Here is an 18,182-nt window from a genome sequence, read left to right on the forward strand (position 1 = left end):
ATCCGCAATTCTCTACGAAGACCACGCCTTGACTGCCAGCCCCTTGCAAATCGAATTCCCAGAGTCGCTCCCGGTGTCGGGCAAACGCGACGAAATCATGGACGCCATTGCGGCGCACCAAGTGGTCATCGTCTGCGGGGAGACCGGCTCGGGCAAAACCACCCAGCTGCCCAAAATCGCGCTCGCCATGGGGCGCGGCAAGCTCAATTACCCCGCTGGCCAGCGTGGCAAGCTCATCGGCCACACCCAGCCCCGCCGCATTGCGGCCAGCAGCGTGGCCAAGCGCATTGCCGAGGAGCTGAAAACACCACTGGGCGAGGTAGTGGGCTACAAGGTACGTTTCAACGACCGACTGGGCAAGGACGCCTCGGTCAAGCTGATGACGGACGGCATTTTGCTGGCCGAAACGCAGACCGACCCCCTGCTCAATGCCTATGACACCATCATCATCGACGAGGCGCATGAGCGCTCGCTCAACATCGACTTCCTGCTTGGCTATTTGCGCCAGATCCTGCCGCGCCGCCCGGACCTGAAGATCATCGTCACCTCAGCCACGATCGATGCGCAGCGCTTTGCGGATCACTTCAAGTCATCCAAAGGCCCTGCGCCGGTGATTTTTGTGTCCGGCCGCATTTTCCCCGTGGAGCAGCGCTACCGCCCCTTTGAAGAAAGCCGCGAGTACGACCTGAACAACGCCATCGCCGATGGCGTCGATGAGCTGTGGCGCGACCCGCATAACCAAGGCGACATCCTGGTCTTCTTGCCTGGCGAGCGCGAAATCCGCGAAGCGGCCGATCACCTGCGCAAGCACCTGAGCCACCAGCCGGTCATGCGCAATGCCGAAGTGTTGCCCTTGTTTGCCCGCCTGAGCCCGGCCGAGCAGGACCGCATTTTTGACGGCCACACTGGTCGTCGCATCGTGCTGGCCACCAACGTGGCCGAAACTTCGCTGACAGTGCCAGGCACAAGATACGTCATTGACGCAGGCACCGCGCGCGTGAAGCGCTACAGTTTCCGTAGCAAGGTGGAGCAGCTGCTGGTAGAGCCTATCAGCCAGGCAGCCGCCAACCAGCGCGCCGGCCGTTGCGGGCGCGTGGCCAACGGCATCTGCATACGCCTGTACGACCAGAAAGACTTTGACGGTCGCCCGCGCTTTACCGACCCGGAAATTTTGAGGTCCTCGCTTGCAGGCGTCATCCTGCGCATGAAGTCGCTTCACTTGGGGCAAGTGGAAGACTTCCCGTTTTTGGAGCGCCCCAGCGGCCGTGCGATTGCAGATGGCTATCAGCTGCTCAATGAGCTAGGCGCGGTGGACGATGCCAATGAACTCACGCCCTTGGGCCAGGAGCTCAGCCGCCTGCCGCTGGACCCGCGCGTAGGCCGCATGCTGCTCGAAGCCCGTGGCCGCGAAGCCTTGGACGAAGCACTGGTCATTGCCAGCGCCTTGAGCGTGCAAGACGTCCGCGACCGCCCCATGGAGGCCCAGCAACAGGCTGACCAAGCACACCAGAAATTTGACGACGAAAAAAGCGAGTTCACCGGCTATCTGAAACTGTGGAAGTGGATTCATGACGCAAGAGGCGGAAGTTCGCCCGCACACCCCGGAGTTGGGGGCGGTGGGCGTTCTGCGCAGGTCAAGGAGGAGCCCGCAAAGCGGGCGGGGGACACGGAGCAGAGCGCCCGCCGACCCCAGCTCCCAGCGAGCGCACAAGGGTCGGCGCACACCGCCACCCACAAACTCACCAACCGCCAATACGAACAACTCCTGCGCCAAAACTTCGTCAACATCCGCCGCGTACGCGAGTGGAAGGACATCTACACCCAGCTCCACACCGTGGTGGCCGAACACAAATGGCGCCTCAACACCAAGCCCGCCAGCTATGAGCAGCTGCACCTGTCCATGCTGTCCGGCCTGCTGGGCAACGTGGGCTGCAAGCTCGAAGAAGGGCAGAACGGCGAGTACCTGGGCGCACGCAGCATCAAGTTTTTTGCCCACCCCGGCGCCCACCTGACCAAAAAGCCGGGCAAATGGATCGTGGCGAGCGAGCTAGTGGAAACCACACGCCTGTTCGGCCGCGGCATCGCTGCCATTGAGCCCCAATGGCTGGAGCAGGTGGGTGGCCATTTGCTCAAAAAACAGCTGCTGGACCCGCACTGGGAAAAGAAAGCCGCCGAAGTCGTGGCGCTGGAGAGGGCCACGCTCTACGGCATCGTGGTCTACAGCGGCCGGCGGGTGAACTACAGCCGTGTGGACATGGCTGGTGCGCGGGAAATTTTCATCCGCGAAGCGCTCGTCGGCAAAGAGTGGGAAACCACGCTGCCTTTTCTGGCCGCCAACCACAAGCTCATCGAGCAGGTTGAAGAGCTGGAACACAAAGCCCGCCGCCAGGATGTGCTGGTGGACGACGAGCTGATTTACGCCTTTTACGACCAACAGTTGCCAGCCGATGTGTGCAGCGGCTACAGCCTGGAGCGCTGGTACCGCGAGGAAGTCAAAAAGCAACCCAACCTGCTCAAGCTCACTCGCGAAGAGCTGATGCGCCACGAGGCGGCAGGCATTACCACCGCGGCTTTCCCCAAAACCATCCGTTTGGGTGGCGTGGACTGTGCTGCAACTTACCTTCATGAACCCGGCGATGCCCGCGACGGCCTGACCGTGACCGTGCCCTTGTTTGTGCTGAACCAGGTCAACGACGAGCGCTGCGAATGGCTGGTGCCCGGCATGCTCAAGGACAAAGTGCAGGCCCTGCTGAAGACCCTGCACCAGCGCCCCCGCAGCCGCCTGGTGCCGCTGCCCGACACCGCAGCCAAGTTTGCCGAAGCCCTGAATGCGCCTGAGAAGTTTGGCACCGGCGGGCTGGTGGAAGCCGTGCTGAAGCTGGTGCGGGAAGCAACCTCGCTGGACATTGTGAAAGCCGACATCAAGGTCGACATGCTCAGCCCGCACTTCTTCATGAACTTCCGGGTGGTCGATGAACACGGCCGACAGCTTGGCCATGGCCGCAACCTGGGTGCATTGAAAGCTGAGCTGGGCAGCCAGGCCCGCGGCGCATTCCAAGCGCTGGCCAGCTTGAAGCTGGCACAAAACCAGTCAGCGAGCACAAAAGCCAGTGCAACGCCAGGAGCTGGTTTGACCGGGCGTCCTGCGCAGGTCAAGGAGGAGCCCGCAAAGCGGGCGGGGCAAATTGACATCAGGGAGCAGGGCGCCCGGTCAAACCCGCGCTCAGCGCCCGCCAATCCTGCGCAAGCAGCTACAAAATCCGTAGCAAATGCCACCTCGCAGAAAAGCAACACACCCAGCATCCTCGACGGCCGCTTCACCGCCTGGACCTTCGGCGAACTCCCTGAGTTGCTGGAAATCCGTAAAGGCGGCCAAACGCTGATCGGCTTTCCCGCACTCATAGACGCCGGAGATGCGGTGACCGTGGAAGTGTTTGACGAACCCGAAGTAGCCGCCGCCAAGCACCGCGCCGGACTGCGACGCCTGTTTGCCATCCAGATCAAGGACGCCCTCAAGTACCTGGAAAAAAACATCCCGGACCTGCAAAAAATGGCGGTCAGCTACATGAATGTGGGCAAGGCCGAGAACGGCAGCGGTGGGGGAACCGTAGAAGAGCTGCGCGAGCAGATCATCGCGGTGGCGCTGGACCGGGCCTTCCTGCTGGACCCGCTGCCCACCGACGAATTCGCTTTCAAACGGCGGATTGAAGAAGGGCGGGGCCGCCTGACCCTGATCGCCAACGAAGTGGCCCGTATGGCGAGCGTGATCCTGCTGGAGTACGCCACCGCGGCCCGCAAGATCAAGGACACCAAAAACGCGCCGGATGCCACCAGTGACGCCCAGCAGCAGATCAACCGCCTGATCCCCAAGAAGTTTTTGCAGACCACGCCCTGGGACCGCCTGCAGCATTTGGCCCGCTACCTCAAGGCCATCACGCTGAGGCTGGACAAGTACCGTGCCGACCCGGCCCGTGACGCAGCCCGCCTGACCGAACTGCGCCCGCAGGAGCAACGCTACTGGCGGCTGGTGGCGGAACGCAAAGGCGCGGTGGATGAGCGCATGCAGGAGTTCCGCTGGTTGCTAGAAGAACTGCGTGTCAGCTTCTTTGCCCAAGAGCTACGCACCCCCCAGCCGGTGAGCGTGAAGCGACTGGACAAGGCCTGGGCGCAGATCCAGAGCTGACTTGACTCATTCCCGATCCCTTGGGTTTAGCCCTCGGGCGGCAGCAGCATGGCTATGCGCTCGCTGATGGAGTCGGCGCGCTCATGACCGGCGATGTCTTCCACGGCGCTGATCATGTCGCGCGCTGCAGCCAACATGGATTCGCGGTCTTTGGCGTTGCGCAGCGCTTCGCGGAACGCTTCGGCGCGCTCCGGGTCACGCCGCACAAACATGCGCTCGCAGATGTCGAACAGAAACATCCGTGTCGTTGCCAGCGAGCGCTTGCCCTCGAAGTTGTCGGCCGACACGGCGGGGGTGACTACTTCGGTCATCAAGGGGGCAGGGGGCCCAGCGGGCGCGGTTTCTGGAACGCGTGTTGGTTTTCTGGCAAGTTTGGCGGGTTCTGTCCGGACAGCAGGTTCCTGCGGTGGAACCAGATAGCCGCTGTGCATCAGGTGCGTGGCCAGCCGCAGGGCCTCACCACCAAAGAGGTGGTTCACCGTCTCCACGGTATTTCGGCCGTCCGCAAGAATGAGTAGGGCACGTTCGCGCTGACCCAGGGTGCGGTTGCCGATTTGCAATTCCGTCCGCGCTTTGTCGGTTTTCAGTAGTTGCATGGTCCTTCTCCAACGAAGGGCGCATTACAGCCAACTTCAATGACAAGGCGGTGAAACTTGCGTTAGCAGCGACCTGATTTAGCGGGGGAGTACACGCAACAAGCGGCCCTGCGGGTGGTCCGTCAGCAGATAGAGCCAACCGTCCGGTCCCTGGCGGACGTCGCGCACCCGTTCGCCCAGCGACTGCAGGTGTTGGGTTTCCCGGACCACGGTGCCGGCGAAAGGTGCGCTGAGCTCCAGGCGGACGAGATAACCGAACTTGAGGGAGCCCACGACCAGATTGCCAACCCATTCTTTTCCATAGCGCTGGCTGGATACGAAGGCCATGCCGGAAGGGGCGATGGATGGCGTCCAGTAATACAGCGGCTGTTCCATGCCCGCTTGGGTGGTAATGCCGGCGCCGATTTTTCCACCACCGTAGTTTTCGCCATAGGTAATCACTGGCCAACCGTAATTGCGGCCGGGTGCTATCAGGTTGATTTCGTCACCGCCTTGGGGGCCGTGCTCCATCTCCCACAGCCTGCCGTCCGGAGCCTGCACCAGCCCTTGAGGGTTGCGATGGCCATAACTCCAAATCTCGGGCAGTGCGCCTGCTTGGCGAGCTTCAGGGGTGGCAAACGGGTTGTCTGCCGGAGCCTTGCCGTCCTTGAGGATGCGGATGACTTTGCCGTGGTGGTTGTTCAGTGTCTGGGCGTCTTCCTTGCGGGTGAAGCGTTCACCGAGGGCGAGGTACAGGGTGCCATCCGCCTTCCCGTTGCGTTTGCCTTCGACGATGCGGCAGCCGAAATGAGCGCTGCTCTGCACCTTGGGTTGTTGCCGGAACAGCACCTGTAGCTCTGTCAGTTGGCTGCCATCCGGGCTCAGGCGTGCACGCGCAAGCGCTGTGCTGTTGCCGCCTTCCCCTGCCTCGGCATAGCAGAGGTAAATCAGCCGGTTGCCGGCAAACTCGCTGTCGAGCTGCAGGTCCAACAGGCCGCCTTGTCCTCGGGCGTCCACCTTGGGAAGCCCCGTGATCGGAACCCCTATCCGACCTTGGGCATCCACCATACGGAGACGGCCGGGGCGCTCGGTCACCAGAAACCGACCGTCCGGTAAAAACGCCAAAGCCCAAGGGTGCTCCAGTCCCTGCGCCACGGTCTCGGTGCGCAGTGAATCTGCGTGCCCCAAGGGGGTTGCGAAGGCTAGACAGAGTGCCAGGCATGCGCCCCCAACACGCCACCGGCCGACATACGGTTTGAGCCACGCAAAGACTGAGAATTTCATCTGTATAGACCTCCAGCGCGCGCTGAATATGCGCGAGAAGCTATAAAAACAATAGCGGAGCTTCTCGCCAGATGAACTTATAGCTTTTTGAGTCTTTCCAACGCCAGTTCCAGGGTTTCGTCCTTTTTGGCGAAGCAGAAGCGCACGACCCGTTGATCGAAGCCGTTGCCGTAGAAGGCGGAGAGCGGAATCGCTGCCACGCCCACTTCGCGGGTGAGCCACTGGCAGAAGTCCGCCTCGTTAAGGTCGCTCACTTCAGAAATGTCCACGCACTGGAAGTAACTGCCTTGGCTGGGCAGCAGTTTGAAGCGGGTGCTGGCCAAGCCTGCGCGGAACAGATCGCGTTTGGCGCTATAGAACGCCGGCAGGTTGACATACGGTGCGGGGTCGCCCAGGTAGGCCGCCAGCGCATGCTGCACCGGGGTATTGACGGTGAACACGTTGAATTGGTGCACCTTGCGGAACTCGGCAGTCAATGCTGCGGGTGCCGCGACAGTACCCACTTTCCAGCCGGTGACATGGAACGTTTTACCGAAGCTGGACACCACAAACGCCCGCGCCGCGAGGCCAGAAAAGCGCGAAGCGCTCTCGTGAGGCTGCCCGTCGAACACCATGTGCTCGTAGACCTCGTCACTGATGAGCAGGATGTTGGTGGGCGCCAGCAGGTCTTGGAGGGCCAGCATCTCGGAGCGGCTCCACACTGTCGCACTCGGGTTGTGGGGCGTGTTGATCAGGATGGCGCGGGTCTTGGACGTGATGGCCGCGCTGATCTTGACGAAGTCGGGCCGGAAGGTACCGGGCGTCAGGGGTACGCGCACCACCACGCCCCCGGCCAGTTCGATGTTGGGCACGTAGCTGTCGTAGCAAGGTTCCAGAACGATCACTTCGTCGCCCGGATGCACGATGGCCAGAATGGCCGTGATGATGGCCTGTGTGGCACCTGCGGTGATGGTGATTTCACTGTCGGGCTGGTAGGTCTTGGTGTGCAGGCCCGCAATTTTGGCCGACACCGCTTGCCGCAATGCCGGCACACCGGTCATGGGCGGGTACTGGTTGTGCCCGGCCTGCATGGCTGATGTCACTGCATCAACCAGTTTGGAGTCACACGCAAAGTCCGGAAAGCCCTGACCGAGATTGACCGCCTTGTGTTCGGCGGCGAGCGCTGACATGACGGTAAAGATCGTCGTGCCCACATTCGGCAGACGGCTCGTCAGGGTGGGTGTAAATGCAATAGTCATGAAATCACACAAAGCAGGAGTGAAGTGTCTTGTTCATTGCCAACGCGGAACCGGCTTCGCCGGGCCGCAGGTGGCGCCCCCTTGAGGGGGGAGGTGGCCGCAGGCCGCCTTGGGGGGCTGCTAGCTCACAGCTCATAGTCGTTGACATGGCCCTCCATCGCCTTGGCAATCAGGGCGCGGTTCAGGCGGTTGCTGAGCAACTCGGCAAAAGTGAACACGAAGTTGCGCAGGTAGGCACTGCGCTTGAAGGCCACGCGCGTGACGTTCTGGCCGAACAGGTAGCCGGCAGGCCGTACCACCAGGCCGCCCCTAGACCCGTTTTTCTCCATGTCTTCCACCACATCGGTCACTGCCATTTCGGCTGCAATGCCAATGCCCAGGCCCAGGCGCACATAGGTCTTGATCACGTCGGAGTCGATGGCTTCCAGCGATATGCGGGGCTCCAGCTTGCGAGCTTCAAAGGCTTGGTCGATCTTGGTGCGGCCAGTGAAAGACGGGTGGTAAGTGATCAGCGGCTCTGCGGCTACGTCTTCCAGGGTGACGCGTTCCTTCTGGGCCAACGGGTGGTCGGTGGGGAGCACCAGCACGTGCTGCCATTCGTAGCAGGGCAGGGTCACCAGCTCGGTGTAGTTGGAGAGCGATTCGGTGGCGATGCCGATTTCAGCCACATCGTCGATCAGCATGCGCGCCACTTGGTCCGGGGCCCCTTGGTGCAGGCTGACGTTCACTTTGGGAAAGGCGGTGCGCAACTGGGCCACTTTCTCGGGCAGCACATAGCGCGCCTGGGTGTGGGTGGTGGCGATCGACAGTGTGCCGCTGTCCTGGGAGCTGTATTGCTCGCCGATGCGCTTGAGGTTGTTGACCTCCCGCAGAATCAGCTCAATGCTTTTGAGCACATGCTGGCCGGGCTCGGTGATGCGCTTGAGGCGCTTGCCGTGCCGGGCGAATATGTCTATGCCCAGCTCTTCCTCCAGCTCGATGATGGCTTTGGACACCCCCGGCTGCGAGGTATGCAGCGCCTTGGCGGCTTCGGTGAGGTTGAGGTTGCGTCGCGCGGCTTCTTGGACGAAGCGGAATTGGTGGAGGTTCATATCGAATTCCAACTAAAGATGGAATTCATTATGCCTCAGGGGTATGGCTTCAAGCGGGGCTGAGCGCTATTTTTGCCAGCATGTCCAGAAGGCGCGCATCTTCACCCACTGCGGCTTGCAGGTGGAATGTGACTGAAGGATGTTGCGCTTTCAGTTGCACCACCAACTCCGGCAAATCTTCGCGCGCATGACGGCCCACGCCCAGGAACATGGGCACGATGGTGATGTGGTTCACGCCGTTTGCCACCAACTTGGCGGCCGTATCCGGCAGGTCTGGCTGGCTGAGTTCCAAGTAGGCACAAGTGACTTCCACCTCAGGGGACTGCGCGCGTATACGCTCGGCAACCGCCTCCATGGGTTTGTGCCAAAGAGGGTCGCGGGAGCCATGGGCAAACAGCACGATGGCGTTGCGGGGGGAGGAACTTGTCATCGTCGGAGTACCAGCCAGGTGAAGGCAGCCAAAGAGAAGAAGGAATAAATCAAGCCCGGGAGCGCCGCCGTAATCCACGGCTGCCAGCCCTGCAGGTTGCCCAGGTCATTGAGCACGTTGTTCAGCAGCACAAAGCTGATGCCCGCCATCACGCCGCCAAAGGTGTAGCCCGCGATGCTGCCTGAGCGGAAATGCAGATAGGCGAAAGGTAAGGACAACACGACCATCACCAGACAGCTCAGTGGATAAAACACCTTCTTCCAGAACTGGATTTCATATTTTTGCGCACTCTGTCCGTTGGCGTTCAGGTGGCGGATGTACTGGAAGAGATCAATGGTGCCCATGCGCTCGGGGCGGAGCACGGCTGCCGCCACCATTTCCGCGCTGATTTGGGTGGGCCACCGGAAGCTCTCAAAAGCCACCCGGTCTACTCTCGAAACCTGGTCCGGCCCTCTGGTGAATTCGGTGCGTACCCCCTGCGTCAGCATCCACGATTCGTCATCGCCGAAGGTGCCGGCTTTGGCTTCGGTCAGGGACACCACTTTGCCTTGGTTGTCGAATTCATAGACGCGTACATCTTTCAAGGTCGCGTCAGACGACAGTGCCCCCACATTGACTGAATAGCTGCCATAGGCCTGCCGCTCTTTGAGCCAAGCACCTGTCTTGCCGACACTGATCTTTCCCTGGAAACGGGACTTCAGCAGTTGCGCAGTTTTGTCAGCCAAGGGAGCGACATAGTCGCCAACGGCAAAAGTGAACAGGACAAAGCCCAAGCCCAGCGCGAGCAAGGTACGCAGGGCCCGCCAAGGGCCGAGGCCACTGGTGCGCAGAATGGTGAATTCCGAGCTGCGTGCCAAGCGTGCCATCACAAAAATCGTCCCAATCAACACCGTGATGGGAAAGAGTTCATAGACGTGGGCAGGAATCATCAACGCCACATAGATCAACGCCTGCGGCACCTGGTAGCCACTGGACGCAATGCGGCTGACCGATTGCAACTCTTCGACGATGTCAAAGAAGAAAAACAGCGCCATGAAGCCCAGTGTCACCAAAGCCACCGCGGTAATGACTTCCCCATACAGGAGCTTGCGCAGTGTCTTCATGAGGGGCTCCCAACAACCGTTTTTCGGCGGGGCAGGCGCAGGGTCCAGTGGTTATGCCGTTTGGCTAGCCACAGCATGGACAGCAGAAAAACGCCGCCGTGCAACTGCAGCAGCATGGGAATGAGCTCCGCCTTGCCGTTCTCCACCCAATTCTTGCCCAGCACCAGCAAGTTGAAATACACCACAAACGCCAGAAACGCGAAGATGAGGTTGGTGCTGCGACCTGCCCGTGGATTGGCGCCGGCGGCAGCTAAACCGATCCAGATCAGGTTGAAGGCCGCCAGTGCCAAACCGGCGCGCCAGGACAATTCGCCCAAATGAAGCGCTGTGGGCGTCTTCATCAGCTCGAGTGTGGTTTTTGCATTGGAGGGGGCATAGTCCCGCGCAGAGTTGTCGTCAGCACCTACCCGGGCCCCGTAGCGTTCGAAGGTGCTCAGGGTGATGTCATTTTTGCCGGTGCTGCGCTCCAGACGTTGACCGTTTTGCAGCACCAGAAACTTGTCTCCGTTCATCACTTCCACCGTTCCGGATTGCGCACTGGTGATGGTTTCCTTGTTGCCCTCATGGGTGGCTATGAAGACGTTCTTGCCGGTCTGCTGGCCTTTGCTGTCTTTCTCAATGAAGAAAACGCGATCGCCATTGCCAGATTCCTGGAACTGGCCGGGTTCAATGCGGGCGATGTCTCCACGCTTGTCGTATTTGTCGCGCAGATCTTCAATCTTGCTGAACGACCAGGGCAGGATCAAAAATGCGAGGGCAAGGATCACGACCAATACGGGCCAGGCAAATCGCATGAGCGGGCGCACTAGGCCCAAGAGCCCACGGCCACTGCCGAACCAGATCACCATCTCGCTGTCCCGGTACATGCGTGTCACCACGCTCAACACGGAAATGAACAGGCTCATGGAGAGTATGGTGGGCATGTCCGAGAGCACCGTGTAGCCCATGATGATCAGGACGTCCGCCGGATTGAAGGTGCCGCGCGATGCCTCGCCCAAGGTGCGCAACAAGGTCATGGTCATCACGACCGTGACAAGCACCACCAGGGTGGCACCGAAACTGCGGCCTAGTTCTTTGCGGATGGAGGAATGGAATAACATTGTGCAGAACGAAAGCGTGAATTATGAACTTTGAACTCAAGCCTCTGAACCTTGTCGCCCTTGCCAATGAAAAAGCTGATTTGCTGATCCTGCTGGTCGCGCAGGATTTCAAGGCCGGCAAAGATGAATTGTCCATGCTCGTGGCCCAAACCCTGAAGCAGGGGGACTTTGCCGACAAGCCGGGCACCGTGCTCTCTATGTACCGGCCGGTGCAATTCAACGCCACCAAGGTCGTGCTGGCAGGAATCGGTGAAGGCCGCGCGCGCCAAGTGCGCAGTGCGCTGGCCGCCTGTGCGTCTGCCCTGAAGGCCACCAGTCTCAAAAAGCTGGTGGTAGCGTTTGCCGCCCCCGCGCAGGAAGATGCAGTACGCGCGGTACCTCTGGCGGTTGCAGATGCGAGTTACGTCTATACGCACACCAAATCCAAGCCTGAGCCCCGGACTTTGCAGAAGGTTTTGGTGGCTGCCACCAATGCGTCTGAAGTGAAAGCGTCTTTTGATACAGGCGCAGCCACCGTCAGTGGTGTGGAATTTGCCAAGGAATGGGCGAATCGCCCTGCCAATTACGCAACCCCCACGCTGCTGGGGCAGGCCGCTCAAAGCCTGGCCAAGTTTGCCAAGATCAGTTGCGAGGTACTCGGGCCCAAAGAAGTGGCCAAGTTGGGCATGGGCTCCTTCATGGCCGTGGCACAAGGTTCCGACGAGCCCTTGCGCTTCATCGTGCTGCAGTATTCCGGAGCGCCCAAGGCGCAAGCTCCGGTGGTTCTGGTGGGGAAGGGCATCACGTTTGATAGCGGCGGCATTTCCATCAAGCCTGCAGCCGAGATGGATGAAATGAAGTTTGACATGTCGGGTGCTGCCAGCGTACTGGGCACATTCCGGACTCTGGCAGAGCTCAAGCCCGCCATCAATGTGGTGGGCTTGATTCCTGCCTGTGAGAACCTGCTCAATGGCAAGGCGGTCAAACCCGGGGACGTTGTCACCAGCATGAGCGGGCAAACCATTGAAATACTGAATACCGATGCCGAAGGGCGCTTGGTCTTGTGCGACGCTCTGACTTATGCCGAGCGCTTCAAGCCTGCAGCCGTGGTTGACATCGCCACACTGACAGGTGCCTGCATGGTCGCTTTGGGCGGCGTACGAAGCGGCTTGTTTGCCAACAAGCCGGAATTGGGTGATGCACTGTTCCATGCGGGTGAGGCCACTGGCGACCTGTGCTGGCGCCTGCCCCTGGACGATGACTATGCAGAAGGCCTCAAGACCAACTTTGCGGATGTTGCCAATGTGGCCGGACGGGCGGGCGGTGCCATCACCGCTGCCAAGTTTTTGCAACGATTTACCGACAAATACTCTTGGGCTCACCTGGATATCGCGGGGACCGCATGGAAGAGCGGCGGTGCAAAAGGCGCTACCGGCCGTCCTGTGCCCCTCTTGGTCGAGTTTCTTTTGAGCCGGGTTGCAGGCAAGTGACTGACATCGCGTTCCATTTCGGTGCGCCCAACAAATTGGAATATGTGGGGCGCCTGCTGCGCAAGGCAGTAGCAAGGGGTGCCCGGTTGACGGTCCTGGCACCACCTGCGCAGGTGCAGTACCTGGATGCGAGCCTTTGGGCGACCTCTCCCACCGATTTTCTGGTGCACGCCGTGGATGACGGGCAAGCACCGCATGCGATGTGCCCGGTAGTTTTGACGTCCAGGGTGCACGGTGCGTTGAAAAACCATAGCGTATTGGTAAATTTGACGACCGCGGTTCCGGCCGATTTTGTGCAGTTTGAGCGGGTTATTGAAGTGGTATCCGTAGACGATGACGACCGGGCTTTGGCGCGCAACCGATGGAAGCACTATGTGCAGCAAGGTTACGAGATTCAGCGGCACGATCTGAAGCTGAAAGGGGCTGAGTGATGCAGGCACCCAAGGCGACTCCGCGGTTTTTGCCGACCTTGACTGAGGTTGTAAAGCCATCGGCACCTCTTTCTGAGGAGCCCATGCAGCCGTCGGCTGAAGCGCCCGTGCCAAGTCCTTTGACTCAAGATGCGTTGGTGGCTGCGGTGATGGAGCGTCTGTTACCCAATCTGGAGCACCAGGTGCAGAATGCTTTGCGACAGAGCTTGCAGGCTCAGGTGGAACTGCTTTTGCCCGCTGTGATGGCGGACCTCGAAGACGCAGTGCGTTCCGCGGTCAGAGAAGCTGCCACCCGTTCGCGGGATGCCAAGCAATCGTAGTGCGTGGTGTGCAGGAATCGCGTGCTCAGTCGCACGGACTTTTTCCAAAAAGTTTTCGCTGGAGTCCGGAATGCGCAAAATTACGGGCTAGAATACGAGGCTCTGGAGCGGTGGATGAGCGGTTTAAGTCACACGCCTGGAAAGCGTGCGTGGGGTAAAACCCACCGCGGGTTCGAATCCCGCCTGCTCCGCCAGAAAACAGATAGCCCGTAGCGCGCAAGCGTTACGGGCTTTTTTGTTGCCCGCCGTCTTAGGCCTATTTGCTGGACTGCACCATTTTCATGGCGGTGGCGATCAGGCCGGACACCTCGCTCATATTGCCGGGGATGATCAAGGTCGTGGTCGCATCGGCGGCCACTTTGCCATAGGCGTCTACCGCGCGTTCGGCCACCTTGAGTTGTACTGCCTGTTCACCGCCGGGTTGCCGGATGGCTGCTGCAATGCGTTCAATGGCGGAGGCGGTAGCTTCTGCCACCGCAGTAATCGAGGCAGCCTCACCTTGTGCGCTGTTGATGGCGGCCTGCTTTTCGCCCTCCGAACGCGCGATGAAGGCCTCGCGTTCACCGGTGGCGATGTTGATCTGCTCCTGGCGACGGCCTTCAGAAGCTGCAATCAAGGCTCGCTTCTCGCGCTCTGCCGTAATCTGGGCCTGCATGGCATGCAGGATCTCTTTGGGCGGCGTCAGGTCCTTGATTTCATAGCGGAGTACTTTTACGCCCCAGTTCAAGGCCGCCTCGTCAATCGCTGCGACGACTTGGGCGTTAATGATGTCTCGCTCTTCAAAGGTTTTGTCCAGCTCCAGCTTGCCGATGACCGAGCGCAAGGACGTTTGCGCCAGTTGAGAAATCGCGACGATGTAGTTGCTGGAGCCGTAGCTGGCGCGCATGGCATCGGTGACCTGGAAATACAGAATGCCATCCACCTGCAGTTGGGTGTTGTCCTTGGTGATGCAGACCTGACTGGCGATATCGAGCGGGATTTCCTTCAGCACATGCTTGTAGGCCACCTTGTCGATGAAGGGCACCAGAAAGTTCAAGCCTGGGGTGAGGGTGCCGTGGTACTTGCCGAGCCGCTCTATCACCCATGCATGCTGCTGCGGCACGACCTTGACGGAGCGCGTCACAAAAATCACGGCGATAACCAAAAGTACGATTGCGATTTCCATAGGGTTTCCTTCTTACGATTTGTCGACCAACAGGCGGTTGCCCACCATTTCTGCCACGCGGTGCGCTCCCGGTACCGGAATGACTCCGGTGCGATGAATAGCGGTCCAATGGGCTCCACGGTACTGCACGCTGGCGGTTCCATCCGGATTCCAAGCCATGATTTGCACAGTTTCACCGATATCGAGGTTGACGTTGGGGTTGGCCTGCGCAGGGGGCTCGTCATTCCGGCGGGTCCGTTTCAAGTGCCATGCTGCCACTGCGCCGCCGCCTACAAGAGCTGCCAGCACGAGCTGCGTGGTGACATTGGCGCCGGCATGGGCCGCAAGTGCTGCTGCCACGGCTCCCGCTGCCAACATAAGCAGGTAAAACGTGCCAGTGAGCAGCTCAATCGCCACGATGGCACCTGTGAGCAGCCACCAGAGGGTGGGTTCTGACATGGGGCGGACTCCGGTTGTATTGATGACGCCACATTGTGGGCCAATTGAATGACCGTGCCGCGGACTTGCCGCAATAAGTCCTTACACTTCGCGCCTGTTTGCCTTTTTTAGCCCGTCGTTGGAGCCTTTCGATGAAGTTTCGCTTTCCCATCATCATCATTGACGAAGATTTCCGTTCGGAAAACACGTCGGGCTTGGGCATTCGTGCCCTGGCACAGGCTATCGAGTCGGAAGGGTTCGAAGTTCTGGGCGTGACCAGCTATGGCGATTTGAGCCAGTTCGCCCAGCAACAAAGCCGCGCCAGTGCTTTCATTTTGTCGATTGACGATGAAGAGTTCACCCCCGGTCCGGATCTGGACCCTGCGGTGTTGAACCTGCGCCACTTCATTGAAGAAGTGCGCCGCAAGAACCTGGATGTACCGATCTATGTGTATGGCGAAACGAAGACCAGCCGCCACATTCCCAACGACATCCTGCGCGAACTGCATGGCTTCATTCACATGTTTGAGGACACGCCCGAGTTCGTGGCGCGCCACATCATCCGTGAGGCCAAGGGCTATCTGGAGGGCGTGCAGCCTCCGTTTTTCAAGGCGCTGCTGGATTACGCCGAAGACGGCTCCTACAGCTGGCACTGCCCGGGGCACTCGGGCGGTGTGGCCTTCTTGAAGAGCCCGGTGGGCCAGATGTACCACCAGTTTTATGGTGAAAACATGCTGCGCGCCGACGTGTGCAATGCAGTGGAAGAGCTGGGTCAGTTGCTGGACCACAACGGAGCCATCGGTGCCTCCGAGCGCAATGCGGCACGCATTTTCAATGCGGATCACTGCTTCTTTGTGACCAACGGCACCTCGACCTCCAACAAGATGGTGTGGCACCACACGGTAGCGCCCGGTGACATCGTGATCGTGGACCGCAACTGCCACAAGTCCAACCTGCACGCCATCATCATGACCGGGGCGATTCCCGTGTTCCTGAAGCCCACGCGCAACCACTTCGGCATCATCGGTCCGATTCCGCAAAGTGAGTTTGAGCCTGCCAACATTCAGGCCAAAATCAAGGCCAATCCGCTGCTCAAGGGCGTGGACGCCAAAAAGATCAAGCCACGCATCCTGACGCTGACGCAGTCCACCTACGACGGTGTGCTTTACAACACCGAAACCATCAAGAGCATGCTTGATGGCTACGTGGAGAACATCCACTTCGACGAGGCTTGGCTGCCGCATGCGGCGTTCCACCCGTTCTATGGCACCTACCACGCCATGGGCAAGAACCGCGCGCGCCCCAAGGAGGCCGTGGTGTACAGCACGCAATCCATCCACAAGCTGCTGGCCGGCATCAGCCAGGCCAGCCACGTGCTCGTGCAGGACTCCCAGACTGTCAAGTTGGACAAGCACTTGTTCAACGAGGCCTACCTGATGCACACCTCCACCAGCCCGCAGTACAGCATCATTGCCAGCTGCGATGTGGCCGCAGCCATGATGGAGCCACCCGGTGGAACTGCGTTGGTGGAAGAAAGCATTGCCGAAGCACTGGATTTCCGTCGCGCCATGCGCAAGGTGGACGAAGAGTACGGCGACGACTGGTGGTTCAAGGTCTGGGGACCGGACAAATTGGCCGACGAAGGCATCGGCAAGGCCGCGGACTGGATCATCAAGGGCGAGTCCAAGAGCGCAAAGGCCAACTGGCACGGCTTTGGCAAGCTGGCCAACGGCTTCAACATGCTGGACCCGATCAAGTCCACCATCGTGACGCCCGGTCTGGACCTGAACGGCAAGTTCGCCAAGACCGGTATTCCCGCTTCCATCGTGACCAAGTTTTTGGCTGAGCACGGCGTGGTGGTCGAGAAGACCGGCCTGTACAGCTTCTTCATCATGTTCACCATCGGCATTACCAAAGGCCGCTGGAACAGCATGTTGACCGCGTTGCAACAGTTCAAGGATGACTACGCCAAGAACCAACCCATGTGGCGCGTGTTGCCTGAGTTTGTGCAGAAGTACCCGCGCTACGAGAAGATGGGTCTGGCGGACTTGTGCCACCACATTCACCAGCTGTATGCCAAGTTCGACATCGCCCGCCTGACCACCGAGGTGTACCTCAGCGATCTGGTGCCTGCCATGAAACCCAGTGATGCCTACGCGCACATTGCCTTGCGCAAGACCGAACGTGTGGAAATCGACCACCTGGAAGGCCGTGTGTCAGTGGGCATGGTCACCCCATACCCACCCGGTATCCCATTGCTGGTGCCTGGCGAGGTGTTCAACAAGAAAGTGGTGGACTACCTCAAGTTCTCGCGCGAGTTCAACGCCCAGTGCCCCGGCTTTGAGACCGATGTGCACGGTCTGGTAAGTGAAGTGGGAGAAGACGGCAAGGTCCGATACTACGCTGACTGTGTGAAGGCTTGATTCACCCCCAAGGGACCAGAGTCCCCAAGAAAAGAGCGCCGGCAGATCACTCTACAGGCGCTCTTTTTTTGATAGCTGCCCGCGCACATTCCATGGGCGCGAGCGGCGTATTTGGCTTAAATCTCTGCGGTCACGCCCATGGTCTGGCTGTAGCCGCCGTCCACGTAGGTGATTTCTGCAGTCACACCACCGGCCAAGTCGCTCAGTAAGAAGGCAGCCACATTGCCTACATCCTCAATCGTCACGTTGCGACGGATGGGGGAGGCGCCGGCCACCATGTTCAGCAACTTGCTGAAGTCCTTGATACCGCTGGCAGCCAGTGTCTTGATCGGACCGGCACTGATGCCGTTCACGCGAATGCCCTTGGGGCCTACGGCTTCCGCCAGATAGCGCACGCTGGCTTCCAGTGAGGCCTTGGCCAGGCCCATGGTGTTGTAGTTGGGGATGATGCGCTCGGCGCCCAGGTACGACAGGGTCAGCAAAGCCGCTTTGGGTGTCAGGTAGGGCAGGGCTGCCTTGGCCATCGCCGGGAAGCTGTAGGCGCTGATGTCGTGCGCGATTTTGAAATTCTCGCGGGTCAGGCCGTCCAGGAAGTTACCTGCAATCGCTTCACGGGGTGCGAAGCCGATGCTGTGTACAAATCCGTCAAAGGTGGGCCAGTGAACAGACAGGTCCTTGAACAACTGGTCGATCTGCTCATCGTTACCCACATCGCAGTCAAAGACCAGCTTGGAGTCGAAGTCGGCAGCAAACTCAGTGATGCGTTCCTTGAAACGCTCGCCTACATAACTGAAGGCCAATTCGGCGCCTTGTTCTTTGCATGCTTTGGCAATGCCGTAGGCGATGGAGCGGTTCGACAACACTCCGGTGATCAACAACTTCTTGCCTGCTAAAAAGCCCATATCGTCCTCATAAAAATGCGTGGTCTGGTGCAGAATTGTCGCATGCGGAAA

The 18,182-nt window shown here is 59.8% G+C and carries 15 protein-coding genes and 1 tRNA gene; 6 read left to right on the plus strand and 10 right to left on the minus strand.

Translation table 11 applies throughout. The annotated features are described in order from the left end of the window. Window positions 1-28: 28 nt before the first annotated feature. Window positions 29-4,183 (plus strand): ATP-dependent RNA helicase HrpA, encoded by a 4,155-nt coding sequence (gene hrpA / locus RAN89_RS11810; protein ID WP_313866491.1) that lies wholly within the window; start codon window positions 29-31, stop codon window positions 4,181-4,183. Between the two features lie 26 nt (window positions 4,184-4,209). Here the strand turns inward: hrpA and RAN89_RS11815 are convergent, their stop codons facing one another. The 7 genes from RAN89_RS11815 to lptF form a co-directional block, all read right to left on the minus strand. Continuing rightward, window positions 4,210-4,779 (minus strand): hypothetical protein, encoded by a 570-nt coding sequence (locus tag RAN89_RS11815; protein ID WP_313866492.1) that lies wholly within the window; start codon window positions 4,777-4,779, stop codon window positions 4,210-4,212. 78 nt (window positions 4,780-4,857) lie between these two features. Further along, a complete protein-coding gene (locus tag RAN89_RS11820) occupies window positions 4,858-6,042 on the minus strand; it encodes a PQQ-dependent sugar dehydrogenase (protein ID WP_313866493.1) in 1,185 nt (394 codons plus the stop codon). Between the two features lie 77 nt (window positions 6,043-6,119). Continuing rightward, entirely contained in the window at window positions 6,120-7,280 is a 1,161-nt protein-coding gene (locus RAN89_RS11825) for a pyridoxal phosphate-dependent aminotransferase (protein WP_313866494.1), read from the minus strand. A gap of 125 nt (window positions 7,281-7,405) precedes the next feature. After that, window positions 7,406-8,371 (minus strand): CysB family HTH-type transcriptional regulator, encoded by a 966-nt coding sequence (locus tag RAN89_RS11830; RefSeq protein ID WP_313866495.1) that lies wholly within the window; start codon window positions 8,369-8,371, stop codon window positions 7,406-7,408. A gap of 49 nt (window positions 8,372-8,420) precedes the next feature. Beyond that, window positions 8,421-8,801, minus strand: coding sequence for a sirohydrochlorin chelatase (locus RAN89_RS11835; protein ID WP_313866496.1), 381 nt, complete (start codon window positions 8,799-8,801; stop codon window positions 8,421-8,423). Further along, window positions 8,798-9,904, minus strand: coding sequence for an LPS export ABC transporter permease LptG (gene lptG / locus RAN89_RS11840; RefSeq protein WP_313866497.1), 1,107 nt, complete (start codon window positions 9,902-9,904; stop codon window positions 8,798-8,800). The genes RAN89_RS11835 and lptG overlap by 4 nt, the downstream gene beginning before the upstream one ends. Further along, entirely contained in the window at window positions 9,901-11,004 is a 1,104-nt protein-coding gene (lptF, locus tag RAN89_RS11845; protein ID WP_313866498.1) for an LPS export ABC transporter permease LptF, read from the minus strand. Before lptF ends, lptG begins: the two co-directional genes overlap by 4 nt. 23 nt (window positions 11,005-11,027) lie before the next feature. Between lptF and RAN89_RS11850 the strand changes: the two genes are divergently transcribed. The 4 genes from RAN89_RS11850 (at window position 11,028) to RAN89_RS11865 (ending at window position 13,418) form a co-directional block, all read left to right on the plus strand. Continuing rightward, window positions 11,028-12,473 carry a leucyl aminopeptidase gene (locus RAN89_RS11850; protein ID WP_313866499.1) on the plus strand — a complete coding sequence of 482 codons (1,446 nt, stop codon included), beginning with the start codon at window positions 11,028-11,030 and terminating at the stop codon, window positions 12,471-12,473. Further along, the gene (locus tag RAN89_RS11855; RefSeq protein ID WP_313866500.1) at window positions 12,470-12,904 is read left to right on the plus strand and encodes a DNA polymerase III subunit chi; all 435 of its coding nucleotides are present in this window, start codon (window positions 12,470-12,472) and stop codon (window positions 12,902-12,904) included. The genes RAN89_RS11850 and RAN89_RS11855 overlap by 4 nt, the downstream gene beginning before the upstream one ends. Before the next feature lie 83 nt (window positions 12,905-12,987). Continuing rightward, window positions 12,988-13,224, plus strand: coding sequence for a hypothetical protein (locus RAN89_RS11860; protein WP_313866501.1), 237 nt, complete (start codon window positions 12,988-12,990; stop codon window positions 13,222-13,224). 104 nt (window positions 13,225-13,328) lie between these two features. After that, window positions 13,329-13,418, plus strand: a tRNA-Ser gene (locus RAN89_RS11865). Between the two features lie 62 nt (window positions 13,419-13,480). On the opposite strand, the gene RAN89_RS11870 is transcribed toward RAN89_RS11865, so the two are convergent. Together RAN89_RS11870 and RAN89_RS11875 are read right to left on the minus strand one after the other, a co-directional pair. Further along, on the minus strand, window positions 13,481-14,389 hold the full coding sequence (locus tag RAN89_RS11870) for an SPFH domain-containing protein (RefSeq protein WP_087493795.1): 909 nt from the start codon (window positions 14,387-14,389) through the stop codon (window positions 13,481-13,483). Window positions 14,390-14,401: 12 nt separating this feature from the next. After that, on the minus strand, window positions 14,402-14,827 hold the full coding sequence (locus tag RAN89_RS11875) for an NfeD family protein (RefSeq protein WP_313866502.1): 426 nt from the start codon (window positions 14,825-14,827) through the stop codon (window positions 14,402-14,404). Between the two features lie 131 nt (window positions 14,828-14,958). Here RAN89_RS11875 and RAN89_RS11880 point away from each other — a divergent pair, with 131 nt between their 5' ends. After that, the gene (locus RAN89_RS11880) at window positions 14,959-17,229 is read left to right on the plus strand and encodes an Orn/Lys/Arg family decarboxylase (protein ID WP_313866503.1); all 2,271 of its coding nucleotides are present in this window, start codon (window positions 14,959-14,961) and stop codon (window positions 17,227-17,229) included. A 116-nt stretch (window positions 17,230-17,345) separates the two neighbouring features. On the opposite strand, the gene fabI is transcribed toward RAN89_RS11880, so the two are convergent. Next, entirely contained in the window at window positions 17,346-18,131 is a 786-nt protein-coding gene (fabI, locus tag RAN89_RS11885; RefSeq protein WP_313866504.1) for an enoyl-ACP reductase FabI, read from the minus strand. Between the last annotated feature and the right edge of the window lie 51 nt (window positions 18,132-18,182).

Source organism: Rhodoferax mekongensis, from assembly GCF_032191775.1.
Taxonomy (GTDB): Bacteria; Pseudomonadota; Gammaproteobacteria; order Burkholderiales; family Burkholderiaceae_C; genus Allorhodoferax; species Allorhodoferax mekongensis.

Excerpts from the sequence above, each read along its gene's own strand:
- fabI (WP_313866504.1), bottom strand. The coding sequence starts at position 18,131 with ATGGGCTTTTTAGCAGGCAAGAAGTTGTTGATCACCGGAGTGTTGTCG.
- RAN89_RS11830 (WP_313866495.1), bottom strand. The coding sequence starts at position 8,371 with ATGAACCTCCACCAATTCCGCTTCGTCCAAGAAGCCGCGCGACGCAAC.
- RAN89_RS11850 (WP_313866499.1), top strand. The coding sequence starts at position 11,028 with ATGAACTTTGAACTCAAGCCTCTGAACCTTGTCGCCCTTGCCAATGAA.
- RAN89_RS11815 (WP_313866492.1), bottom strand. The coding sequence starts at position 4,779 with ATGCAACTACTGAAAACCGACAAAGCGCGGACGGAATTGCAAATCGGC.
- lptF (WP_313866498.1), bottom strand. The coding sequence starts at position 11,004 with ATGTTATTCCATTCCTCCATCCGCAAAGAACTAGGCCGCAGTTTCGGT.
- RAN89_RS11870 (WP_087493795.1), bottom strand. The coding sequence starts at position 14,389 with ATGGAAATCGCAATCGTACTTTTGGTTATCGCCGTGATTTTTGTGACG.
- lptG (WP_313866497.1), bottom strand. The coding sequence starts at position 9,904 with ATGAAGACACTGCGCAAGCTCCTGTATGGGGAAGTCATTACCGCGGTG.
- RAN89_RS11875 (WP_313866502.1), bottom strand. The coding sequence starts at position 14,827 with ATGTCAGAACCCACCCTCTGGTGGCTGCTCACAGGTGCCATCGTGGCG.
- RAN89_RS11825 (WP_313866494.1), bottom strand. The coding sequence starts at position 7,280 with ATGACTATTGCATTTACACCCACCCTGACGAGCCGTCTGCCGAATGTG.
- RAN89_RS11820 (WP_313866493.1), bottom strand. The coding sequence starts at position 6,042 with ATGAAATTCTCAGTCTTTGCGTGGCTCAAACCGTATGTCGGCCGGTGG.
- RAN89_RS11835 (WP_313866496.1), bottom strand. The coding sequence starts at position 8,801 with ATGACAAGTTCCTCCCCCCGCAACGCCATCGTGCTGTTTGCCCATGGC.
- RAN89_RS11860 (WP_313866501.1), top strand. The coding sequence starts at position 12,988 with ATGCAGCCGTCGGCTGAAGCGCCCGTGCCAAGTCCTTTGACTCAAGAT.
- RAN89_RS11880 (WP_313866503.1), top strand. The coding sequence starts at position 14,959 with ATGAAGTTTCGCTTTCCCATCATCATCATTGACGAAGATTTCCGTTCG.